The 19991-nt window shown below is 65.7% G+C and carries 26 protein-coding genes; 19 read left to right on the top strand and 7 right to left on the bottom strand.

Annotated features, from left to right (window positions below; all coding sequences use genetic code 11):
- Nucleotides 1–2 precede the first annotated feature (2 nt).
- Nucleotides 3–446, top strand: coding sequence for an aspartyl protease family protein (locus BMX37_RS06875; protein ID WP_093664903.1), 444 nt, complete (start codon nucleotides 3–5; stop codon nucleotides 444–446).
- Here the strand turns inward: BMX37_RS06875 and BMX37_RS06870 are convergent.
- A complete protein-coding gene (locus tag BMX37_RS06870) occupies nucleotides 427–2010 on the bottom strand; it encodes a recombinase family protein (protein WP_093664901.1) in 1584 nt (527 codons plus the stop codon). The genes BMX37_RS06875 and BMX37_RS06870 overlap by 20 nt on opposite strands.
- Nucleotides 2011–2139: 129 nt before the next feature.
- A complete protein-coding gene (locus BMX37_RS06865) occupies nucleotides 2140–2622 on the bottom strand; it encodes a hypothetical protein (protein WP_093664899.1) in 483 nt (160 codons plus the stop codon).
- Between the two features lie 61 nt (nucleotides 2623–2683).
- On the opposite strand from BMX37_RS06865, the gene BMX37_RS06860 reads away from it, so the two are divergent.
- Entirely contained in the window at nucleotides 2684–2866 is a 183-nt protein-coding gene (locus BMX37_RS06860; protein WP_093664897.1) for a hypothetical protein, read from the top strand.
- On the opposite strand, the gene BMX37_RS06855 is transcribed toward BMX37_RS06860, so the two are convergent.
- From BMX37_RS06855 to BMX37_RS06835, 5 genes are all read right to left on the bottom strand, one after another.
- Entirely contained in the window at nucleotides 2867–4732 is a 1866-nt protein-coding gene (locus BMX37_RS06855; RefSeq protein WP_093664895.1) for a DNA cytosine methyltransferase, read from the bottom strand. It lies immediately after the preceding gene.
- A complete protein-coding gene (locus BMX37_RS06850) occupies nucleotides 4732–4959 on the bottom strand; it encodes a hypothetical protein (protein WP_093664893.1) in 228 nt (75 codons plus the stop codon). Before BMX37_RS06850 ends, BMX37_RS06855 begins: the two co-directional genes overlap by 1 nt.
- Entirely contained in the window at nucleotides 4959–5225 is a 267-nt protein-coding gene (locus BMX37_RS06845) for a hypothetical protein (protein ID WP_093664891.1), read from the bottom strand. The genes BMX37_RS06850 and BMX37_RS06845 overlap by 1 nt, the downstream gene beginning before the upstream one ends.
- The gene (locus tag BMX37_RS06840) at nucleotides 5222–5653 is read right to left on the bottom strand and encodes a hypothetical protein (RefSeq protein WP_093664889.1); all 432 of its coding nucleotides are present in this window, start codon (nucleotides 5651–5653) and stop codon (nucleotides 5222–5224) included. Before BMX37_RS06840 ends, BMX37_RS06845 begins: the two co-directional genes overlap by 4 nt.
- Before the next feature lie 76 nt (nucleotides 5654–5729).
- Nucleotides 5730–6455, bottom strand: coding sequence for a S24 family peptidase (locus tag BMX37_RS06835; protein WP_170841880.1), 726 nt, complete (start codon nucleotides 6453–6455; stop codon nucleotides 5730–5732).
- 98 nt (nucleotides 6456–6553) lie between these two features.
- On the opposite strand from BMX37_RS06835, the gene BMX37_RS06830 reads away from it, so the two are divergent.
- The 17 genes from BMX37_RS06830 to BMX37_RS06745 all read left to right on the top strand — a co-directional run.
- On the top strand, nucleotides 6554–6847 hold the full coding sequence (locus tag BMX37_RS06830) for a hypothetical protein (RefSeq protein ID WP_093664887.1): 294 nt from the start codon (nucleotides 6554–6556) through the stop codon (nucleotides 6845–6847).
- Nucleotides 6844–7323 (top strand): phage regulatory CII family protein, encoded by a 480-nt coding sequence (locus BMX37_RS06825; protein ID WP_093664885.1) that lies wholly within the window; start codon nucleotides 6844–6846, stop codon nucleotides 7321–7323. The genes BMX37_RS06830 and BMX37_RS06825 overlap by 4 nt, the downstream gene beginning before the upstream one ends.
- Nucleotides 7320–7616: a hypothetical protein gene (locus BMX37_RS06820; protein WP_093664883.1), complete on the top strand. Its 297-nt coding sequence runs from the start codon at nucleotides 7320–7322 to the stop codon at nucleotides 7614–7616. Before BMX37_RS06825 ends, BMX37_RS06820 begins: the two co-directional genes overlap by 4 nt.
- A complete protein-coding gene (locus tag BMX37_RS06815) occupies nucleotides 7613–7813 on the top strand; it encodes a hypothetical protein (RefSeq protein ID WP_093664881.1) in 201 nt (66 codons plus the stop codon). Before BMX37_RS06820 ends, BMX37_RS06815 begins: the two co-directional genes overlap by 4 nt.
- Nucleotides 7810–8385, top strand: coding sequence for a hypothetical protein (locus BMX37_RS06810; RefSeq protein WP_093664880.1), 576 nt, complete (start codon nucleotides 7810–7812; stop codon nucleotides 8383–8385). Before BMX37_RS06815 ends, BMX37_RS06810 begins: the two co-directional genes overlap by 4 nt.
- Nucleotides 8382–9500: a DNA polymerase III subunit beta gene (gene dnaN / locus BMX37_RS06805; protein ID WP_093664879.1), complete on the top strand. Its 1119-nt coding sequence runs from the start codon at nucleotides 8382–8384 to the stop codon at nucleotides 9498–9500. Before BMX37_RS06810 ends, dnaN begins: the two co-directional genes overlap by 4 nt.
- 240 nt (nucleotides 9501–9740) lie before the next feature.
- Nucleotides 9741–10229, top strand: a complete 489-nt coding sequence (locus tag BMX37_RS06795; RefSeq protein ID WP_139198044.1) for a hypothetical protein — start codon at nucleotides 9741–9743, stop codon at nucleotides 10227–10229.
- Between the two features lie 233 nt (nucleotides 10230–10462).
- Nucleotides 10463–10717 carry a DUF2312 domain-containing protein gene (locus BMX37_RS06790; RefSeq protein ID WP_244501469.1) on the top strand — a complete coding sequence of 85 codons (255 nt, stop codon included), beginning with the start codon at nucleotides 10463–10465 and terminating at the stop codon, nucleotides 10715–10717.
- Entirely contained in the window at nucleotides 10717–10869 is a 153-nt protein-coding gene (locus BMX37_RS06785; RefSeq protein ID WP_093664873.1) for a ribbon-helix-helix protein, CopG family, read from the top strand. The genes BMX37_RS06790 and BMX37_RS06785 overlap by 1 nt, the downstream gene beginning before the upstream one ends.
- Nucleotides 10866–11351 (top strand): single-stranded DNA-binding protein, encoded by a 486-nt coding sequence (gene ssb / locus BMX37_RS06780; RefSeq protein WP_093664871.1) that lies wholly within the window; start codon nucleotides 10866–10868, stop codon nucleotides 11349–11351. The genes BMX37_RS06785 and ssb overlap by 4 nt, the downstream gene beginning before the upstream one ends.
- A 70-nt stretch (nucleotides 11352–11421) precedes the next feature.
- Complete coding sequence (locus tag BMX37_RS06775) at nucleotides 11422–14220, top strand: phage/plasmid primase, P4 family (protein WP_244501436.1); 2799 nt, start codon at nucleotides 11422–11424, stop codon at nucleotides 14218–14220.
- Between the two features lie 229 nt (nucleotides 14221–14449).
- Nucleotides 14450–14998, top strand: a complete 549-nt coding sequence (locus tag BMX37_RS06770; RefSeq protein ID WP_244501435.1) for a hypothetical protein — start codon at nucleotides 14450–14452, stop codon at nucleotides 14996–14998.
- Nucleotides 14999–15149: 151 nt separating this feature from the next.
- A complete protein-coding gene (locus tag BMX37_RS06765; RefSeq protein WP_093664865.1) occupies nucleotides 15150–15506 on the top strand; it encodes an HNH endonuclease in 357 nt (118 codons plus the stop codon).
- A 73-nt stretch (nucleotides 15507–15579) separates the two neighbouring features.
- Nucleotides 15580–16053 (top strand): hypothetical protein, encoded by a 474-nt coding sequence (locus BMX37_RS06760; protein WP_244501434.1) that lies wholly within the window; start codon nucleotides 15580–15582, stop codon nucleotides 16051–16053.
- Nucleotides 16054–16060: 7 nt separating this feature from the next.
- Nucleotides 16061–17809 (top strand): terminase large subunit, encoded by a 1749-nt coding sequence (locus BMX37_RS06755; protein ID WP_093664863.1) that lies wholly within the window; start codon nucleotides 16061–16063, stop codon nucleotides 17807–17809.
- Between the two features lie 12 nt (nucleotides 17810–17821).
- Entirely contained in the window at nucleotides 17822–19750 is a 1929-nt protein-coding gene (locus tag BMX37_RS06750) for a phage major capsid protein (RefSeq protein ID WP_093664861.1), read from the top strand.
- Nucleotides 19751–19806: 56 nt separating this feature from the next.
- The coding region (locus tag BMX37_RS06745; RefSeq protein ID WP_139198043.1) for a hypothetical protein at nucleotides 19807–19991 on the top strand (185 nt) is incomplete at its 3' end.

Genomic DNA, 19991 nt, shown 5'->3' with positions numbered 1-19991 from the left:
GCGTGGCTACAGTCACGGGCGTCGTCGATGCCCACCGACGTCTCATCATCGACGTCGCGCTTCAGCCAGCCCCGGTGGTTGTGCATGGCGTGCAGCCCCATACCGTCGTGCCGACTTCTCAGGTTAGCGCTCTAAGAGGTCTGATCGACACCGGGGCTACAAAGACTTGTATTTCGCGATCGGCTGCGAAGCAGATCGGGCTTCGGCCGCGCGGCAAGTTGAACCTCGGCGGAGTGTCCAGCATCGAGCAGCACAACCGATACAGGTTCGTTCTTGGTGCCTTGTACGATGATAAGGGCGCCCGTGGCTATTACATGTTCGATGAGGTCTCAGGTGTCGACTTCCGGGACAACGGCGATTTCGACGTACTGATCGGAATGGATGTGATCGCGCAGGGTGACCTTACCCTGACCCGTGCCGGCACCTTCACCTGGATGTTGCCCTAACCGAAACAATTTGAGTGCTGGCAAACGCAAGCACCTGATCGATCTGCCGCACGACCTGTATAGCGACGCCGCGACCGCTTGGATGCGGTGTCGCCACAATCCGCGCGATCAGCTTTCGCAGCCTCGGCACCGCCTCCAGGCGCGTCTCCTCGCCGGCCAGCGATCGATCAAGATCTTCAATCTCGCGGCGGTACTGGTCGGCAAGGCCGGGGTGCAATGTGAGCACCGGCAGCGCGTCCATGCTGGCCAGTTCGCGGGCGAGTGCGTCTCGATCGTCGCGGGCTGATGCCAGCGACGATCGTATTTCAGCGAACTCGCTGCCTCCCTCAGCGACGGCGGCCACCAGGCGGTCGACCTTGCGCGTCGCTTCTCCCAGTCTCCGCTCTACCCGATCGTGGTCGCGGCCGAGCGTGGCTGTCTGGCGGGCGTGCTCGCGGTGGTATTCGCGCAGGTAGGCCGACACGACGTCGGGGGCGAGCATCTGCCCTTTCAGGTCGGCCAGCACTGTCCTCTCCAGCTTTCGGGTCGCAATCCGTCGGTTGTTGGTGCACGCCTTTCCGCCGTCGTGCTTGCTGCATCCCCAGTTGCCATGGCTGACGATGATCCAGGGGCTGTCGCACACGCCGCAGATGCCTAGGCCCGATAGGATGTGCTTCGGTCGGCGCTGCGTTTCGGGGCGCGGAGTGGCGCGCCGGGCGAGCTGATCCTGCACCTCGGCGTAAAGCGCGTCATCGATGATCCGGAGGTGCGGCACGGCGGTTTCTGTAAGGTGACCATCGCCCTTTACGAAGCGACGCTCTCGCGTCGTCGGGTCGACCACGGCCTTGGTGCGGCCGTAAACCATGCGGCCGACGTAGATCGGGTTGCACAAAATGCCAAACCCTTCGCCGCGATGGGCCGCGATAGCGGAAGCGCGCCAGATCCCGCGCTTTGGCGGAGGCACGCACTCGGCGTTAAGCTGGAAGGCGATCGCCTGCGCGCTCCGGCCGGCCACGTACTCGCGATATATGCGGCGCACAATCTCGGCTTGTTCGGGGTCGACCTCGCGGAGTCCGCGGATCAACTCGCCGCGATCATCAAGCTTGCTGACCCGACGGTAGCCGTAGGCAACCGTGTTTGCTGATCGTCCCTCGGCGACGCGGCCGCGATGGGCACGGCGAATGTTGTGGGCGAGGTCCACGCGCTGCTGTTCGTCGAGCAACGCCTTGAACGCGCCCTTGAAAGCGTCGATCTCACCGTCCGCGAGCGAAAAGAGCCGGGCACCCCGGAAGTTGATCAGCTTGCGCAACTGGTGTGCGTCGCCTTGATCGCGGGCGAGGCGACTGGTCGAATCGACCACGACCTGCTCGATCCCGCCCCGGCCGAGGTGGGCGAGCAGCGCCGCCAGCCCGGGCCGCTGCGCCTCGCCCATTCCGGCCGCGCCGCTGATAGCGCGATCCTCGTAGACGCCCGCGATCGTCCAGCCCTCACGCTCTCCACGTTCGCGGCACGCTGCAACCTGGTCCTCGATCGACCAGGTATTCTGGAGAGCGCTACTGTACCGGGCGTAGATGAGGGTTCGCACGATTCGGATCCTTGCGGGCCGCGGCAATGTCCCGCGCGACGTGGGCCCGTGCAAGCGCCTCGACGAAGGCGATCACATCGGGGGGCGACGGCTGAGCCGGCGCGGGATCGAGGCGACCGCGGCTAGCCATCAGGCAGCGAGCCTTTCCGCGCGCTTTCGCCGCAGATCGACCACGCGCTCGGCGCTGACCATCACAACAATCACGGCCTCGCCGGATAGGCCGCTGTAGGGGCGCTGGTGCCATGCCAGTGCGTCGCACAGGTCTGCCATGATGCGGCGATCGTCGCTGGTCGGATTGCGGTCGGCCTGGGCACGCGCCTTGACCGCGATTGTGGCGAGCTCCGCGACCAGCAGGTGATTGTAGCGGCCGAAATAGCCGGTGCGGTCATTCCATGCGGGACAGGCCGGCGCGGCCAAGTCGGTGATCCAACGCCACTGCGCAGCCAGCGCTCGGATAAGCGCAAGCCCTTCCCCCGCAGCTTCGGCCGTCAGCTTGCCGGCCTCGACATAGGCGGGGAAGCTCGCCTCGCGACCACGTAGCAGATGCGCAGCCGTGTCGGCGCAGTATCCCCGAAAGCGGTAATCGGCGAGGCGGGGCGGTAACGAAGTCATTCCCGCACCGTTGATTGAAGAGCCGGAACCACCATGTGGGGGGCCAACAGGAGTGTTCCCCATGGCGATTGATACGCAAGACCTCGCGCAGCGAGTGCAGTTGCTGGAGCGTAACATCCAACAGCTTCAGGAGCAGGTGAACGAGCAAGCTCGTAAGCTAGAGATGGCAGAGCGCCAGTTGGCCCATCGGCCAAGCAAGCTGGGCCGGAGCGTCGTTTCCATGGCTCGACACAGCGATTACTGATCACGCAGCCACCTCGTCCGCTGTATCGTTCGCGCACAGCGCCGGCAGGTTGGCCCTGACCAGCGCCTCGGCCACGTCGGGGCAGACGCTGTTGCCGATCTTGGCAATCTGGCTGCTCTTGGTCAGGGGTTTGCCGTTGGGGCCGATCGCGGCGAGGGTGTAATCGGCGGGAAAGCCCTGTGCGTTGGCCAGTTCACGCGGGGTGAGCATCCGCATGCCGATGTCGACGATTACATAGGTCGCTGCGTCTATGGGCACGGTAACGACGGCGAATCGATCCTTGGTCGTGACCGTGCCGATCGGCTGATCCAGCCCGTGTCCGTCGACCTCGTTTCCGTAGTACTTCACCAGGAACGCGGCCACCTGAACGGCGTGGGCCAGCTGGTCGGGCGGCAGCGCGTCGGCTTCCACCATGACCGTCTCGACTAGGCGCTGTTGCGCGGCTGTAGTGGTGACGGTGGTCAGGGGCTTATCCGCCACACGTCCCAGCATTCCGCCGGTGTTCGCCTGCTCCATATGGGCGCACACGACGGCGTGCTTGTTGCTGCCGGCCATCACAGTCGGAGCCGGCGCATCGACCGAGTGGCGCCCTCCGTTGCTGTAGAAGGTCGACAGGAACGCGGCCACCGGAGCGTGCTTCGCGCCCCCGGCAACGACCGTGCCGAGCGGCGTGTCCAGATCAAGGGCGCGAGGCGCCTGCCCTTCCCGCTCGCCGTAGCCGGTCTGGACGAGTGTCGCAGTGGTCAGCATCTGCTGCGTGCCGCGCACGGTGGCGGTGGTCAGCGGTTCGTCCGCCGGCCGGCCGACGCGGTCAAAGTTGTGCTGGCCGATGAAGGCCGCGTCGATCGGCGCGATCGTGGCCGTGGCCCGGGCGAACTCGCCGCCATTGGCGGTCGTGATCGTGCGTAGCGGCTCTGCCGGGTCGTGCGACCGGGCGCTGTTCTGCGTATGCGTGATCGGCACGATCGCGGCATCGACCACGCCATGCTCCGGCTGGCTGGTTGCAGTGCGTAGCGGATCCTGCGGGTCGAACACGCGCGCGGCGCGGGTGCTCGTGAACGCGGTGCCGAGGATGAACGGCTTCGCCGTGTTGACGACGTAGCGCATGACGCCGTGCGCGATGCGGCGATTGGTCGCCGGCTTCAGCGGCCGGGCGCGGTCGAAGATCGACGGGCACGGGATCGACCAGTCGATGCACTCGGCCGCGGTGCGGTACGGGAGCAGCTTGCCCTTGCGCACCTCGACGCTGTCCGGCTTGCCGTGGGTCGGCGTCGGCCAGACGATCGGCAGGCCATCGCGACGGGCGATCAGGTAGAGGCGCTTGCGGCTGGTCGGCGCGCCATAGTCGCAGGCGCGCAGTTCGCGGTACTGGACCTTGTAGCCCAGCCGGCGCAGGCGCCGCACCCACAGGTCGAACTCTTCGCCCTGGCGTTCCTTGATCGGCATGCCCTCGGCATCGAGTGGACCCCAACGGCGGAACTCTTCGACGTTCTCCAGCATGATGACCTGTGGCGCGCCGCGACCGTCGGGCGTCGCCTTCAGCAGGCGTTCTGCCCAGTGGACCACCACCCATGCGAGGTCGCGGATGTTTTTCTCGCGCGGCTTCCCGCCTTTCGCCTTGCTGTGATGCTTGCAGTCGGGGGAGAACCAGGCGAGCGCGACCGGCGCGCCGCCCGTGGCGTCGAGCGGATCGACGGCAAGGATCGACTGGCAATAATGGCGTGTGGTCGGATGGTTGGCGATATGCATCGCCACCGCCTCCGGATCGTGGTTGATCGCCACGTCTGGCTCGCGGCCGATCGCGCGCGCGATGCCGGTCGAGGCCCCACCGCCCCCAGCGAAGTTGTCGATGACGAGCGGGCGCATCAGCTAACCTTCCCGAAGCCGATCTCAATCATGAGGCCGAGCCACTGGATGCAAAGGACGCGTCCCTTCACTTCGTCATATTCGCGGGTGCGCGTTGACTGGCCGAGTGCCGTCCGCAGGCTGCGAGCAAATCCCGCAGGCAGTTCGACGCCGCCATGCGGATCAACCGTCAATGCGGACCCCGCCCAGCCTGACCAGTCGAAGCGGGGAATGAAATGGCGGCGCATCAGAACGGCACCTCCTGATCGCGGGTGAGCCGGTCGATCATCGCAGCGACGAACTTGGGACCGGCATCGTTCGCCAGATTGTCGAGGTACTCCAGCGTCCGGACGTCGACCTGAACGCGCCCACTTTCGACCAGGCAGAGGACGAGGCGCGAGCCCAGCCCGCCATTCCCACAATTCCAGCCTTCCCCGCCGCGCGGAGCATGCGGGAGATCGTCTTTCTCATTGACGACTGGCTGCGGAATCTTCTTGCCGTCGGGGATCCTCACAGCATCCCCGCGAGGTAAGCGCGCAGCATCTGGGCAACGAAGAACAGGGCGGCGATGCCGAGCAGCGCCACCTCGACCCGGCGGGCGTAGTAGCCGATCGGGCGCTCGTGACGGGGTTCCAGCGGGTCGGGACCGCCCTGCCCGCCTGTCGGCTGGCTGAACGCCAGCACCTGTGCGTCGCGGGCGCGGAGGCGGGCGACGGTGGCGGAGAGCTCGCCCGGGAGCGACCGCCAGCCGATCGGGAGGAACCGGCGTGGCGTGACGCGCGGAGCGCGCCGGGTGAACGCCTCGCAAGGCATGCTGACCGGCAGGACCTCGGGATAGGCCACGAGGTCAAGCGGGTCGTATGAGGCGGGGGCGGCGCTCAGCGCAGGCTGCGGGATGATCGCAGCCGGTTCGCAGGTGTCAGGAAGAACGATGACGGACATGGTGCGCTCCTTTCAGCGCACGCTTACCGTCAGCCTTTGCTTACAGTCAAGCAGAATGTAAGCGGGGGCTTACAACTCAGAACGTCACGAGCTCATCCCATGGTATGATGCGATGAAGGTGCGCAACGCGCGCCCTCTCCACGCGGAACGTGCCGGCGGGATTAAACTGCTCGAACTCGAAATACTGGGCAGTCTGCCGAACCAAGCGCTTTGCCATGACAGTGAAGATGCGTTCACCCTCGTCACCATCAGCGGCACGCAACTGGGCCACTACGTACTCGCCAGTCGTCGGCGGTCGGCGCGGATCGACGTAGGCGAGTTCCCCCGGCTCGTAACGCGGTGCCATTGAAACCCCACGAAAATACAGGGCGTAAATGTCTCGCCGGCCATCCAGAACCAAAGGGCGCCGTGCATAGTCGATCACATCGTTCAAGTGCATTTCCATGCCCTCGACGCTGTGCAGCAACCCATCATCTTCTACCTCGATGTCCGCACACAGGGCTGTGCCGACAATCGGGATATCTCGGGGTCGATCCTGCCCACGAAAGGCGAGATACGGCGCCCTCGCCTCCGCAGGCGGAGCCTCCTTTTCCGGCTGTCGGACGCCAGCTTCAAACTCGCCGAATGTCACTCCGATGGCGTCGAGCAGCTTGGTGATGGTGGCGTGGTTAGCAGATCCTCGCCGTTTGATGTCGTTCAACGCCATACGGCTGACGCCAGCCCGTATCGTCCAGGCGCTTGCAGACAAGCCGGTCGGTTTAACTGCCATCAATCGATCGTGAAGCGTCAGCGGGTCAGACATAATGTCAGCTATAGCTAACATCATGCTGATGGTCGCCTAAAGCTATCGCTTACACATTCCGCTTGCGCTGTAAGCGTGTGCTGATATGTAAGCGGGTTATGGACGTGCCTACCACCGAACAGCTGGTCGAGCGGATCGAGAAGTTTCTCGTGCAGCACGACATGCGGCCCACCCGCTTCGGCAGGGAGGCGACTGGCGAGCCTCAGCTGCTCGACAGCCTTCGCAAGGGGCGGTCTCCCAGCCTCGACACGGCGAATAAGATCGTCGCCTACATGGCACGTCGAGATGATGAGGCCGGTGCGGTTGATCATGGCACCGCTGATAATCTGGATCATCACGCCTCGGCATCGGGAGAGTGCGCCGATATTTCCCGGCAGGCGGTGACGGCATGAACGCGCTGATCGCCGCGGCCGTGAAGGGCCGCATGCTCAAGATCGCGTTTGGCGAATTGGTCGCACGTGCTGGCGGCGTCGAGGCAGCCGCCGGCTTCTGCCGCGTCGGCAAGAGCACGCTGGCCCGCTACTACGCACTCGGGCCGGCCGACGAGGAGTGCTTCGCGCCCGTCGACGTGGTGCGCGACCTGGAGGCGCTGGTCGGCGAGCCGATGGTCACGCGGGTGCTGGTCACCATGGCGGAGGGCATCTTCCTGCCCCAGCCGACCGCACCGGCCCGGCGCGGCGACCTGCTTTCGATGCTGGCCGATGCCGCCAAGGAACATAGCGACCTGACGCAGAAGCTCTGCGCCAGCCTGGCCGACGGCCACCTCGATGCGGTCGAGGCCGAGCGCGTGCTGGCCGAGATCGACGACAATTTCCGCGTGCTGGCGACCATGCGCGCCGCGGTGACATCCATCCTGGAGGGGCAATGAAGAACAAGATGCACCTGCCCGCGCGCGTGCCGAACGAAGGCGCGCGCCTGCTGGCGCAATGGATCGCGCGCGAGTGCCATGGCGCGCTGGGCGTGGCGAACCTGAAGCTGTGCGTCGGCATGCCGACGTTGCAGCGGCTGCTGGACGGCGAGATCACGCCCGGCGCGTCGCTGGTCGGCCCGATCGCGGAGCGCACGCACGGCTGTGTCGCGCGCCTGGACTGGCAGCGTTCGCCACGTGGCGGTTGGTTCGATGCGCCTTCGGCTGCGCAGCCGCAGCGGCGGGCCGCATGACGGTCACGATCGACGATCCCGCCGCTGGCGGCAGTGCGCCCGGCGCCTGGGCAACGGCGATCGCGCATACGCCGTCACTGGCGGCGCAGACTAACGAGATCACGCGTGGGGCGCTCCCCTGTCGCTCCGCGCGTGCCGGCGAGGGGCAGGTGACCGCCGCCAGCCCCTCGCCGGATGAACAGGAGGCAAAGGCATGACGGCGCTGACGAAGATCACCGGCGTCCTGCCGGACGGCCATTTCGACGGCGAAGCGGTGCACGTCATCGCGTCACCGGAGCAGCTGTTCGCTTGGGCCGAGCATGCCAAGTCCGGTGAGCGCTTCCTCTATGGAACGCGGTGCGTGTTCTCACCCAAGGGTGAAGGCGTGCGGGCGGCGATGAACCTTGCGGAGCGCGGGCTGGTCAACCTCTGCCAGCGGCCCGTCGCGGGGCGGCGGGAGCGGAACTACGAGGCGCAGCGCACGTCGCGGCGGTGGCCGGGCATCGATCCGGTTGCGCAGGCAACCGACGGCGATCTGATCGGGCTGGGCGACGAGACGGCAGCGGTGAACAAGGTGCTGCCGATCCTGAAGCGGGCGGCGCAGTTCGGCCGCCCCTGCCCGACCGACACGCAACTGGCCAGTCAGGCCAACATCCGGGCCGATGACGTGCAGGCCGTGCTGGGCGTGCTGCGCGCGATCAACGCGATCCGCATCACGTCCGCGCCGGCACCGACCTGCAGAATCGTCACGATCGTCGAGACGGGTCACTGCACGGGGGCAGCACGATGAGCGTGGAGGTCGATCGCGACGCGCTGCTGGGCGCCGTTCGCCGTGTTGCGGACGTGGTGGAGGCGCGCACCACCATTCCGGTGCTGGGCAACCTGCTGATCGAGGCGGCAGAGGGCAAGTTGACGCTGACCGGCACCGACCTGGACCTTCAGGCGAGCGCCACGATCGACGCAGCCGGCACGATGTCGATCACGGTCGACAAGAACAAGCTGCTGGCGGCGGTGACCAGCTTCAAGCCGGGCCGGATCGCGATCAGCGCGGTGCCAGGTCGGCAGGCCGTGCAGATGAAGGCTGGGCGCGGATCGCGCATCCTGTCGACGCTGCCGGCGACGGACTTTCCGAAGCGCGAGGCGCTGGCGAACGCGACCGCATTCGACATCCGGGCATCGGCGTTCCTGCGCCTGTTGGATACGACGAGCATCGCGCATTCGACTGACGAGACGCGCTACTACCTGAAGGGCGCGTTCCTGCACGTCCGGGGGGACCAGCTGATGGCGGCTGCTACGGACGGGCACAAGGCGGTGCAATGCCGCATGACAGTTCCCACGGGGGCCGAGCAACTGCCCGACATCATCGTGCCGACCAAGGCAGTGACGCTTCTGCGCAAGCTGCTGACGAAAGTGGACGGGGAGGTTCGCTTCGGCGCCACTCACAAAGCCTATGAATGTCAGGTTGGCGGTACTCTGCTGATTGGCAACCTCGTCGATGCGACGTTTCCCGATTACCAGCGGGTGATCCCGGATCGCTGTGACCGCGCCCTGATCGGCGCTCGCGACGCACTTCTCGACCCGCTGACACAGGTGGCTGCCATCGTCGACGCCGAGGGCGAGAAGAAAATCCGCGTGGCAGTGATCGACCTGCAAGCCTCGCCTGCCGAAAGCGAGGTGTCTGCCAAGGATGCCACAGGCGCAACGGCGGTTGAGGCTTTGGACGTTGAGGTCAGCGGCGAGCCGATCCGGTTCGGGGTGAACCAAAGATATCTGAGCCTGGTGCTGGGGGTCTTCGCCGAAAGCAGCCGCATCGAATTGTCCCTGGCCGATCCCGCCGCGCCCATGCGCCTGACCGGGGACAAGGACCCTGATGTTGTTGCCGTCATCACACCTTATCGCATCTGAGGAGGTTCGAATGCAGCCTTTCAACAGGAACGATCCCAGCGAAGCCGCCAGGGTCGCGGCCCTTCATCCGGGGGGCAATCCGCTTTCGCCGGCCCCGCGCCTGTCGGACGACGAACGGCTTGCACGTGCCGAGACGGAGCTCCTCTCACTCGCTATCGAACGCGGCTGCGCGGCTACGTGCGGCCAAGAGCGTGATCTGGCGATCAGCATTGTGGCGCTTCGCGCCGCATGTGGCCGCTGATGTCGAGCGATGCCGATGCGCTGCTCGCTGAGATCGAGGCGTGGAGCGACCCCGCGGCGTGCAGCTATGGCGAGTTGGGTACGATCGTGCTCAACCATCCCGGCTTCGTGCCCTTGCTGCGCAAGCGCGGGACGTTGAAGGCCGATACGGCCGGCAAGCTGCGCGCGTTCATGAGGCACTTTCCGGACGTGGAGCGGCTTCCTGCCGACCTGCGCCGGTCGATGGTCGCGCAGGGTCGGACAGGTCGCACCTGGTCACCCGAGAATCACCAGTCGACGATGCTGCGCCTCGGACATCCCGAACTGCGCGATCCGCCGGCTGCACCTCGCCCGGCACCGACTGGCGACAAGCCCCGCATCAACGCCGCGGTCATTCGGGCCGCGAAGCTGGACGGTCGCGATCTGCCCATCTTCGTCACCGCCCTGATCGACATGGGGCTGGAGTGCTGGCGTGATGATCGCGCGGCGCATGGGGAGGCGGTCGCGTGAAGCAGCGCCTCGACACGCAGGTGGCGACGGCGGTGGGAGCCATGCTGGTCGGCCGCGACAGCATCACGCTGGACGTGGTTGCGAGCAGACTGCCGGCACATATCCGAGCGGCGAACCCGTCGCTGCGATGCATGACCAAAGCGCTCGTTGGCGCCGGCTGGGTCGGTGACCGGCGCGACGGCGGACAGGTCGTCTACATCCCCGCGCCCGAGGATGATGGCGAGCCGGCCGATCTGACCGGACACAATGTCGAGGGCGTGGCCGGTGAAGAGGTTCGGCTCCTGATCGAGCGGTGGGAGCGCCTGGAGGAAGAAAAGAAGGGCATCGCCGACGACATCAAGGATGTCGCGGCCGAGGCGAAGGGTCGTGGCTACGACATCAAGGCGATGCGCGGGATCATGAAGATCCGGAAAAAGCCCAAGGAAGAGCAGCAGGAAGAGGCGGCGATCCTTGAAGTCTACATGCGCGCACTGGGGATGATGGTCTGATGGCGATCCTGAATGTCTATGTCGATGCGGATACAATGAAGAGGTTGAAGCGCGCGTCGCGGGAAGAAAACCGCAGCGTCGAAGACCTAGCGGAAGCAGCGATTGCAGAGGCCGCTTTGAATAGCGATCGTGATCGGAGGTTTGGCAAGTGAGCAGCGTCAACAAGGTGATCCTGATCGGCCACTTGGGCCGCGATCCGGAAAGCCGCAGCTTCCAGACCGGGGGCAAGGTGGTCAACTTCCGCATCGCCACGGGCGAGCGCTGGAAGGACCGCAACAGCGGCGAGATGAAGGAGCGCACCGAGTGGCATTCCATCGTTGTCATGAACGAGGGCCTGCAAGGCGTTGCGGAGAAGTATCTGCGCAAGGGCAGCAAGGTCTATGTCGAGGGCCAGCTGCGGACGCGCAAATGGCAGGATCAGCAGGGTAACGACCGATACGCGACCGAGGTGGTGCTCGGCTCGTTCAACTCGGTCATGACGCTGCTCGACAAGCGCGAGGGCGATCCCGGTCGGCACGATTACAGCGGCTATGGCGACACGGTCGGCGGGTCCGGCGGTGGATCGGGTAGCGGCTCGGCCGGCCGGACGGGCGGCGGCTTCGTCGACGACCTGGATGACGACGTGCCGTTCTAGCGACCCCTCACGCGCCCGCTGACAGGCCGGGCATTCATCGCCTGCCACACCTGTTCCGGGGCCACCTAGCGTGACAGTTCTCCAAGCTGCGTCGATGCTCGATGCGGCGCTTCATTTCGCGTCCCGTGGCTGGCCGGTGTTTCCGTGCAAGCCGACCGACAAGTCCCCGTACCTGCCGCGCGACAAGGATGCGGACGGCAAGCCGATCCCCCGTTCGGGCGGCGTCAGCAAGGCCAACACCGATCCCGACCAGATCCGTGCCTGGTGGAAGAAATGGCCCAAGGCGATGATCGGCATCGCGGCCGGCCGGTCGGGCCTGCTGATCGTCGACTTCGATCCTCGTGTGGACGAACATACCGACGAAGAGACGGGCGAGGTCACGACCGAGGTTTGGACGCTGGACCGTCTGAAGGCGGAGCTAGAGGCGGCGATGGGATGCCCCCTGCCCGTCAGCCTCGCCGTGCGGACGCCGTCGGGCGGCGTGCACGTCTATTTCCGGATGCCGGATGGCGTGCCGATCGGGAACGTCGGCAGCCTGCCCGACCACATCGATGTGCGCGGTGAAGGCGGGTACGTGATCGTGCCGCCCAGCTACTGCGTGGGCGACGGCAAGCGGTGCGTCGAGGGGCCGTATCGCTGGCTTCGCGGCGATGCCGACGCGCCGATCGTCGACATGCCCGATGCGCTGGTCACGATCCTGCGCACACCGAAAACGAAGCCGGCGCGCGCCGATGCCGCCCGGCCGGCCGTGTCGATGCCCTCGGACGTGTTTCCCGTCGACGTGGACGCGGCGCATCGCCGCTACGCCATGGCGGCGCTGGACCGCACGGTGATGGAGCTCGCCTCGACGCCGGTTGGCGGTGGTCGCCATGGCGGACGCAACAAGGGCGCCTATCAGGCCGCCTACAACATGGGCGGGTTCGTCGGTGCCGGCGCGATCTCGATCGCGGTGGTGCGGTCGGCGTTGATCGAGGTGGTGCGGACGTTCGATCCGGCCGCGTTCGACAAGCACCTGGCCGCGATCGACAACGGTCTGGAGGGCGGCCAGTCCGCGCCGCACGATCTGAGCGGCATCGGCACCTATGCGCGCCGTCGCGACAGCGGCGGCTCCGCTTCATCCTCCGGCGCACCGCCGTTGCCGCCCGTCGACGCCTATGCCGACGAGCTCGATCGATATGCCGATCGGCCCGCACCCGGCTTCGGCAGCGAAGCGGATGCCTTCCAATCTGGAACATCGGCGGTTTCCGGTTCCACTACGGGGTCAGGGGGCCGCATCGCGCCGTCCGCAGACCCCGATACCGACCGAGCCTGCGCCACTATGGCGATGACCGACCTAGGCAACGCCGAGCGGTTTCATCGCCGACATGGCTGGCGGTTCCGGTTCTGCACGGAACTGGGCTGGTTCGTGTGGGACGATCGCCGGTGGGAACTGCTATCGGAGGAAAAGGACAAGATGCCCGGCAAGGTGAGCCTTGCCGTGTTCGACACGATACGAGCGATCCGCCACGAAGCCGACCTGGTCGAGGCGAGCGGGTTGCGGGAGGACCTGCCGGAGGACGCGCCGGACGATGTGCGGCGGTCAACGCTGAACTTCATCTACAAGTGGCGCGGTGCCGGCGATAGCAAGGTGCCGATCTATTTCAGCGACATGCTGCGCGATCATGCCAAGTCCAGCGAAGGCGCACAGCGGCTCGGCTGCATCGCAGGGCTGGTGAAGTCTTTTCCCGACATAGCGATCCGCGCCGATGCCATGGATGCCGACCGGTTGGCCATCAATGTGCTGAACGGCACGATCCGGCTCGGACTCAATGGCAATATGCCTTCAATACGCCTTGACCCGCATCGGCCCGGCGATCTGATTAGCAAGGTCGCCAATGTCATCTATGATCCGGATGCCACCTGCGAGACGTATGACGGCTTCCTTGCGACAGTGCAGCCTGACGAGAAGATGCGCCGGTTCCTGCACCAGTGGGCCGGTTTGTCGATGACGGGCGACATCAGTGAGCAGAAGCTGGCGTTCTGGCACGGCAAGGGCCGCAACGGTAAGTCCACGCTGAGCGACCTTCTGGGGCATATCGCGGGCGATTATGGCGGGTCCGTCGCGATCGAGACGTTCCTCGATCAGGGCCGTGGCCGCAAGGGCGGTGAGGCGACGCCTGATCTGGCGCGGCTGCCCGGTATCCGCTTCCTCCGCACCTCCGAACCGGAGAAGGGCGCGAAACTGGCAGAGGCGTTGATCAAGCTCATCACGGGTGGTGAGCCGATCGATGCGCGGCACCTGAACAAGGGCTTCTTCACCTTCCTGCCGTCGTTCAAGGTCACGGTGTCGGGCAACCACAAGCCCAAGATTACCGGCCATGACGACGGCATATGGCGGCGCGTCATGCTGGTGCCGTGGGACGTGCAGATCGCCAAGGAAGAGGTCGACAAGTCGTTGCCGGACAAGCTGCGCAAAGAGGCGTCAGGCGTATTCAACCGGATGCTGGCCGGATTGCTGGACTGGCGCATGGAGGGACTTGTCGAGCCGGAGAGCGTGATCGCTGCCACGGCGAAGTATCGTGAGCAGAGCGACCAGCTGGGCCGGTTCCTGGACGAATGTACGCGGCCGAAAGAGGGTGCTCGGGCGAAGTCGTCCGAACTGTTCGCGCTGTTCACGGCATGGGCGAAGGCGAACGGGGCGGCCGAGTGGCAGCAGGTCGGCTTCACCAAGGCGATGGAGGATCGCGGGTTCGAGAATAAACGCTCGAACGGCATCCAGTGGCTGGATATGGAGATGACGAAGTCCGTGTCCGACTTCGCCGAAACCGAGCCGTCCAGCGGCGGCTATGGCCACGATCCCGGACCCTTCACCGATTACGATACCCTGTAATTGGAAGGGTTGAGGGTTCCGGGTGGAAGGCGCGTTGGAAGGGCAGAAATGGCAGATTTGTGCGGGTTTGGAAGGGCTGGAACGCTAATCCCACCTCCCGCCGTGATGTGCGCATGTGCGCGCATGCGCACACACGATATCGACCCGTTTTACCCTTCCAACCCTTCCATCCTTTCCATTTGATCAGACAGCCATTCCAAAGAATGGCGGAAAACCGCGAGTTTTGAGCATGACCGACCGGCACATCATGGAAGCCCCTGCCCCCAACACTCCCGTTCCGATGGAAGGCGGTTCCCTTCCACCCTCGTTCTGGACCTTCGACATGGTGCAGGACCGGCTGGTGGAGGCGATGATCACCTGCTGGCGCCAGCCCGACCGTGAACGTGCCTGGGTGCGTGGCGGCAGCGACGGGCCATGGCACCTGATCATGCCGGAGCCGGGCGACTATGATGCGCGCGGTGGTTTGGAGACGGGCGGCGAGGTGATGATCCGTCCCGCCTCCCTGACGCGGCAAGAGGTGGGCGAGATGGAGGAGGCGTTCGGCTGGACCGAGATGCTGAACCCGCTCGACCGGAAGCTGATCGGATTGGCCATTGCGCACCTGGCGCGCGGCGGGCGTGAGGTGCCGTGGCGGCGTCTGCTCGCTCCGATGGGGCTGAAGCGTGGCGCGGATGGCCTGCGGATGCGGTACGGACGCGCGCTCAATGCGATCTGTGTCGCCAAGAATGGCGGAAACGCTTGGGCTACACGTGTCAATCCCGGAAAAGATCGGGCGTAACGATTTTCCCTGTTCGTCTATCGGGTGTTTTCAGGCTATTTATTGCCACACTGGGACGGGCCTTCGGGTGCTGACCGGTGTATCCCCCTGGAGCCTTCGACGGGCGGCGCGACTTCGGTCACGCCGCCCGTCGCCGTTTGGAGCCACGTGCATGGGCAGGCTCAAGGGCTTGTCGTCTCGCCTGTCGCCGCTGCGATCCCGCGTGCCGCATCTGTCGCACGATCGTCAGACCTATGACCGACGGCGTGACGAACAGCCGTGGCGCAAGTGGTACAAGACGGCGCGGTGGCAGGCGCTGAGATGGTCGGTGCTGGTGCGTGATCGGTTCACCTGCCAGCGGCCCGGCTGCGGTCGTATCGAGCCTGACACGTCGCTGCTGGTGGCGGATCACAAGCGCGCGCACCGTGGCGATGAGGCGCTGTTCTGGGACGAGTGCAATCTCCAGACGCTCTGCAAGCCGTGCCACGACAGCGACAAGCAACGCGAAGAGCACCGCTCCGGCAGGTAGGGGGGGTGGTCGAAAACGGCTGAGGGGCGGTCCGCCTAGACCGCATCCGATGCCACGTAGGGATTTTTTCTTGATGGCGGAGAATTTGGGGGTCGACCTGTTCGGCGATCCGATCCTGCCGCGCAACGAAGGCCGTGGGCGACCGGAGCATGTCTGGAGCCTCGAAAACTCCAACAAGGTGCTGCTGGCGTTCGCGAGCGGCCTGTCGGTCAAGGATGCGGCCACGGCGATCGGACTGTCGGTGCCGACGCTGCGGAAGCATTATTTTGCCGAGGTGGCGAAGCGGGCCGCTGCCCGGCTGCGGATGAACATGACGCAGCTGTCGCGGCTCAACGACGAAGCGGCGAAGGGTAACGTCACCGCCGAAAAGGAATTGTTCAAGCGGCTCGACAAGGCCGCGCTCGATCAGCTGTCCGATCAGGTTGCCCACCACTCGAAACCGGCCAAGCCGGAGAAGCTGGGCAAGAAAGCGCTGGCGCAGCAGGCGGCGGACGAAGTGACCGGCCTGTACGAAACACCGCCTACCCCGCCCGGCCTGCTGAACTGACGACGCCGTGACGGACCCGATCTGGACCACCGCCTGCCCCGACTGGGAAAAGCGTATCGTGGAGCGCCAGTCGCTGGTGCCCTTCGCGCCGCTGTTCCCCGATCAGGCGGCGGGAGCGCTGGCGGTGTTTAAGGCACTTAGGATGGTCGATGTCCCCGGACAGCCGACCTTCGGTGAAGCATGCGAGCCGTTCGTGTTCGATCTGGTCGCGGCCATCTTCGGCGCGTTCGACCCTGTCGCCGGTCGTCGACTGATCGAAGAGTTTCTGCTGCTGATCAGCAAGAAGAACGGCAAGTCGACGATCGCGGCCGGGATCATGCTGACGGCCCTGATCCGCAACTTTCGTCACGGCGCTGCCCTGAGCATCCTAGCGCCCACCCAGAAGGTGGCCGGGAACAGCTTCGATCCGGCAGCGGCGATGGTCCGTGCCGACCCGAAGCTCAATCAGCTGATGCACATCGTCAGCAACCAGCGGCTGATCAAGCATCGCAAGACCGGTGCGGAACTCCGCGTGATCGCGGCTGACACCCAGACGGTGAGCGGCAGCAAGGCCGGCTTCGTACTGGTCGACGAGCTTTGGGTATTCGGTAAGCGTGCCGGATCGGAAAGCATGCTCGAAGAGGCGACCGGCGGGCTGGCGTCGCGTCCGGAAGGCTTCGTCATCTACCTGACGACCCACAGCGACGAGCAGCCGGCCGGCGTGTTCAAGGACAAGCTGGACTACTTCCGCGGTGTCCGCGACGGTACGATCGACGATCCGCGCAGCCTGGGCATGCTTTATGAGTGGCCGAAGGTCATGCGGGACGACGAGGCCTATCTCGATCCGGCGAACTTCTATGTAACCAACCCAAACCTCGGACGATCGCAATCTGTCCCCTTCATCCAGCGCAAGCTCAGGCTGGCGAAGGAAGGTCGCGGTGAGGACGGCGATACCTCGCAACAGATCGTTCTGGCCAAGTATCTCAACGTCGAGATTGGCATGCGGCTCAGCCGTGACCGGTGGACCGGGGCCGACTTCTGGGATGCCGCATCCGACGTAAAGCTGGTTTCGCTCGACGAGCTGATCCGCCGATCCGAAGTGGTTGTCGCCGGTGTTGATGGCGGCGGGTTGGACGATCTGCTCGGGCTTTGCCTGATCGGACGGGAGAAAGGGTCCATGCGCTGGCTCGTGTGGACGCGGGCTTGGGCCTGGGCGGTGGTGTGGGATCGCCGGAAGGATATCGTCACCAAGTTGGACGAGTTCGTTGCCGAGGGGACCCTGATCCGGTGCGATATGCCGGATGATCGGCTCGATAGTACGGTCGACGACGACACCGAGCGAGATGAAGATTTGACGGCCGACGTTCGCGGCGTTGTCGAAACTTTGGTCAAGGTCCGGGACGCTGGCCTTTTTCCTGACAAGGAAGCGATTGGCCTGGACCCGGTGGGTGTCGCGGCCATCGTGGACGAGTTGTCTAAGCACGACTTCGAGGGGCAGTTTTCCTCGATCAGCCAAGGCTACAAGCTGTCGAGCGCGGTCAAGGGATCGGCGCGGAAGCTAGCCGCCCGCACCATGCGCCATGGCGGCACCAAGCTGATGCAATGGTGCGTCGGCAACGCCAAGATGGAGCCACGGGGCACCAGTGCGGTCGCGATCGTGAAGTCCTCGGCCGGCGCGAAGATCGACCCGCTCGCGGCCATGTTCAATGCGGTCATGCTGATGACGCTCAACCCGGAAGCGGCTGGGATCTTCGAACCGGCGTCGATGATCGTCTGAGGAGGCGTAGCAGTGCAGATCATCCACAAGGCCACCGCCCGCGCGGCTGGCGACAATCCTTACGTCTTCGTCATGTCGGACGCGACGCGGGACCGGTACGGCGACATCATCGAGCCGGCAGGCTGGAAGCTGGCCGCGTTCAAATCCAACCCCGTGGCCCTTTTCGGACACGACAGCACTCTCCCGATCGGCGCCTGGAAGAACGTGCGTGTCGAGAACGGCGCGCTGCTGGGCGAACTGGAGTTCCTTAACGCCGGTCTGTCGCCGCGTGTCGATGAAATCCGCGCGTTCGTGGAATCGCGCATGCTCCGCGCCGTGTCTGTTGGCTTTCGCGGTCTCAAGGCCGAGCCGATCGCCAACGGTGGACTGCGCTACACCGAAAGCGAGCTGGTGGAGTGCTCCGTGGTGAGCATCCCTGCAAACCCCAACGCTCTTCAGGTGGCGAAGAGCCTCAACCTTTCCCGCGACGCCCAGCGGCTGATCTTTGGCGAGACTGCCGACGAGATCACCCCCGCTGGACGGAGCGCCTTCGGCGAGCCCGCCGTGACCCCCTCCAGTCTCAGGACCAAGAGCATGACGACCCTCTCCGAGCGCATCGAAAGCGCGCAGACCGAACTGACGCAGCTGCGCGGCAACCTCCAGACCACCATCGACAACGGCGGTGACATCGACGCCATCACCGGCGAGATCGAGCAGAAGGACGCCGCACTGGCCTCCCTCCGCCGCGCCGAAGCGGCCCTCGCCGGCACGACCGAACAGGGCGGCAACCAGACAGTGGTGACGACCCCCGCCCCCGTGCAGCAGCGTGCGGCCGAGCCGCGTCGCCCGTTCGCGGTTGCCGCCCGCAAGGTCGAGCCGGTCGACCACATCTTCCGGTCCATGGTGGTCGGTCTGCTGGCGCACGCGCGGCACCAGAGCCACACCGACGCGCTGAAGATGGCATATGGCGAGGACGTGTCCACCAAGGCCGTGATGGACGTGCTGCTGCGCTCCGCCACCGTGCCGGCGGATACCGTCACCCCGGCCTGGGCCGGCGCGCTGGTCGAAACCGCCGTTGGCGACTTCTTCGACCTGTTGCTGCCGACCTCCATCTACCCGCGCCTGGCGGAGATTGGTGGCCGGTTCGGCTTCGGCCGCGCGGGTAAGGTCAGCCTGCCGTCGCGGTCCGCCACGCCAACCGTCGCCGGTTCGTTCGTCGGCGAGGGCGCGCCCATTCCCGTGCGCCAGGCCGGGTTCGTCAGCACGACGATCACGCCAAAGAAGATGGCGGTCATCACCACCATGACGCGCGAGATCACGGAGCATTCCACTCCGCAGATCGAGCAAATCCTGCGGGAAGCGATCCAGGAGGACACCAGTATCGCGCTGGATGTCGTGCTGCTCGACGCCAATGCCGCAACCACGGTGCGCCCGGCGGGCATCCGCAACGGCGCATCCACGGCGGCCGGCACGGCGGGCGGTGGCATGGCGGCGCTGGTCGCAGACGCCAAGGGCATGCTGACCGATCTGACCACGGCGACGAATGGCAACCTGCGTCGGCCGGTGTGGCTGATGAACCCGACCCAAGCGATCAGCGCCGGGCTGATCCAGGACGCGTCGGGCGCCTTCCCGTTCAAGGTGGAGATCGCAGCCGGCAACTTTATGGGCTACCCGGCGCTGATCTCGTCCACGGTGCCGGCGGGCGTGCTCGTCCTGGTCGATGCGGCCGACTTCATGTCGGCGGTGGGCGACGTGCCGCGCTTCGACGTGAGCGACCAGACGGTGCTGCACATGGAAGACACCGCACCGGCCCAGATCGGCGCGGCTGGCGCTCTGCCGACCGGCGGTTCGGTCCGCTCCATGTTCCAGACCGACAGCCTCGCGCTGCGGATGATCATGGACGTCAGCTGGGCGATGCGCCGCGCCGGCACCGTCGTGGTCCGCACCGCGGTCACCTGGTAACCCCCGCCGGCCGGGCGCCCCGCCCGGCCGGTCCCTCGTGAAGAAGGATCAGGCACATGCCTACCCCGCAAGAACTGCTCGAACAGTCCCGCAAGGACCTGGAAGAGCAGAACAAGGCCGCGCTGGAGCGGACCGAGAACGTGCGGCCGACGCCGACGCAGGACGAGGTCGACCTCGCCAAGCTGGCCACGCCGACGCTGGAAACGCTCGACGGCAAGGAAGACCACGGTGCGCCCGACGA

Origin of the sequence: Sphingomonas gellani (assembly GCF_900110035.1) — a bacterium.
Taxonomy (GTDB): domain Bacteria; phylum Pseudomonadota; class Alphaproteobacteria; order Sphingomonadales; family Sphingomonadaceae; genus Sphingomonas; species Sphingomonas gellani.
Note: the sequence above shows the minus strand (reverse complement) of the source record. Positions and strands in the feature narration are given on the sequence as shown.

Excerpts from the sequence above, each read along its gene's own strand:
- BMX37_RS06835 (WP_170841880.1), bottom strand. The coding sequence starts at position 6,455 with ATGTCTGACCCGCTGACGCTTCACGATCGATTGATGGCAGTTAAACCG.
- BMX37_RS06825 (WP_093664885.1), top strand. The coding sequence starts at position 6,844 with ATGAACGCGCTGATCGCCGCGGCCGTGAAGGGCCGCATGCTCAAGATC.
- BMX37_RS06830 (WP_093664887.1), top strand. The coding sequence starts at position 6,554 with ATGGACGTGCCTACCACCGAACAGCTGGTCGAGCGGATCGAGAAGTTT.
- BMX37_RS06860 (WP_093664897.1), top strand. The coding sequence starts at position 2,684 with ATGGCGATTGATACGCAAGACCTCGCGCAGCGAGTGCAGTTGCTGGAG.
- BMX37_RS06770 (WP_244501435.1), top strand. The coding sequence starts at position 14,450 with ATGACCGACCGGCACATCATGGAAGCCCCTGCCCCCAACACTCCCGTT.
- BMX37_RS06855 (WP_093664895.1), bottom strand. The coding sequence starts at position 4,732 with ATGCGCCCGCTCGTCATCGACAACTTCGCTGGGGGCGGTGGGGCCTCG.
- BMX37_RS06820 (WP_093664883.1), top strand. The coding sequence starts at position 7,320 with ATGAAGAACAAGATGCACCTGCCCGCGCGCGTGCCGAACGAAGGCGCG.
- BMX37_RS06865 (WP_093664899.1), bottom strand. The coding sequence starts at position 2,622 with ATGACTTCGTTACCGCCCCGCCTCGCCGATTACCGCTTTCGGGGATAC.
- BMX37_RS06840 (WP_093664889.1), bottom strand. The coding sequence starts at position 5,653 with ATGTCCGTCATCGTTCTTCCTGACACCTGCGAACCGGCTGCGATCATC.
- BMX37_RS06815 (WP_093664881.1), top strand. The coding sequence starts at position 7,613 with ATGACGGTCACGATCGACGATCCCGCCGCTGGCGGCAGTGCGCCCGGC.
- BMX37_RS06850 (WP_093664893.1), bottom strand. The coding sequence starts at position 4,959 with ATGCGCCGCCATTTCATTCCCCGCTTCGACTGGTCAGGCTGGGCGGGG.
- BMX37_RS06765 (WP_093664865.1), top strand. The coding sequence starts at position 15,150 with ATGGGCAGGCTCAAGGGCTTGTCGTCTCGCCTGTCGCCGCTGCGATCC.
- BMX37_RS06795 (WP_139198044.1), top strand. The coding sequence starts at position 9,741 with ATGTCGAGCGATGCCGATGCGCTGCTCGCTGAGATCGAGGCGTGGAGC.
- BMX37_RS06760 (WP_244501434.1), top strand. The coding sequence starts at position 15,580 with ATGGCGGAGAATTTGGGGGTCGACCTGTTCGGCGATCCGATCCTGCCG.
- dnaN (WP_093664879.1), top strand. The coding sequence starts at position 8,382 with ATGAGCGTGGAGGTCGATCGCGACGCGCTGCTGGGCGCCGTTCGCCGT.
- BMX37_RS06785 (WP_093664873.1), top strand. The coding sequence starts at position 10,717 with ATGGCGATCCTGAATGTCTATGTCGATGCGGATACAATGAAGAGGTTG.
- BMX37_RS06810 (WP_093664880.1), top strand. The coding sequence starts at position 7,810 with ATGACGGCGCTGACGAAGATCACCGGCGTCCTGCCGGACGGCCATTTC.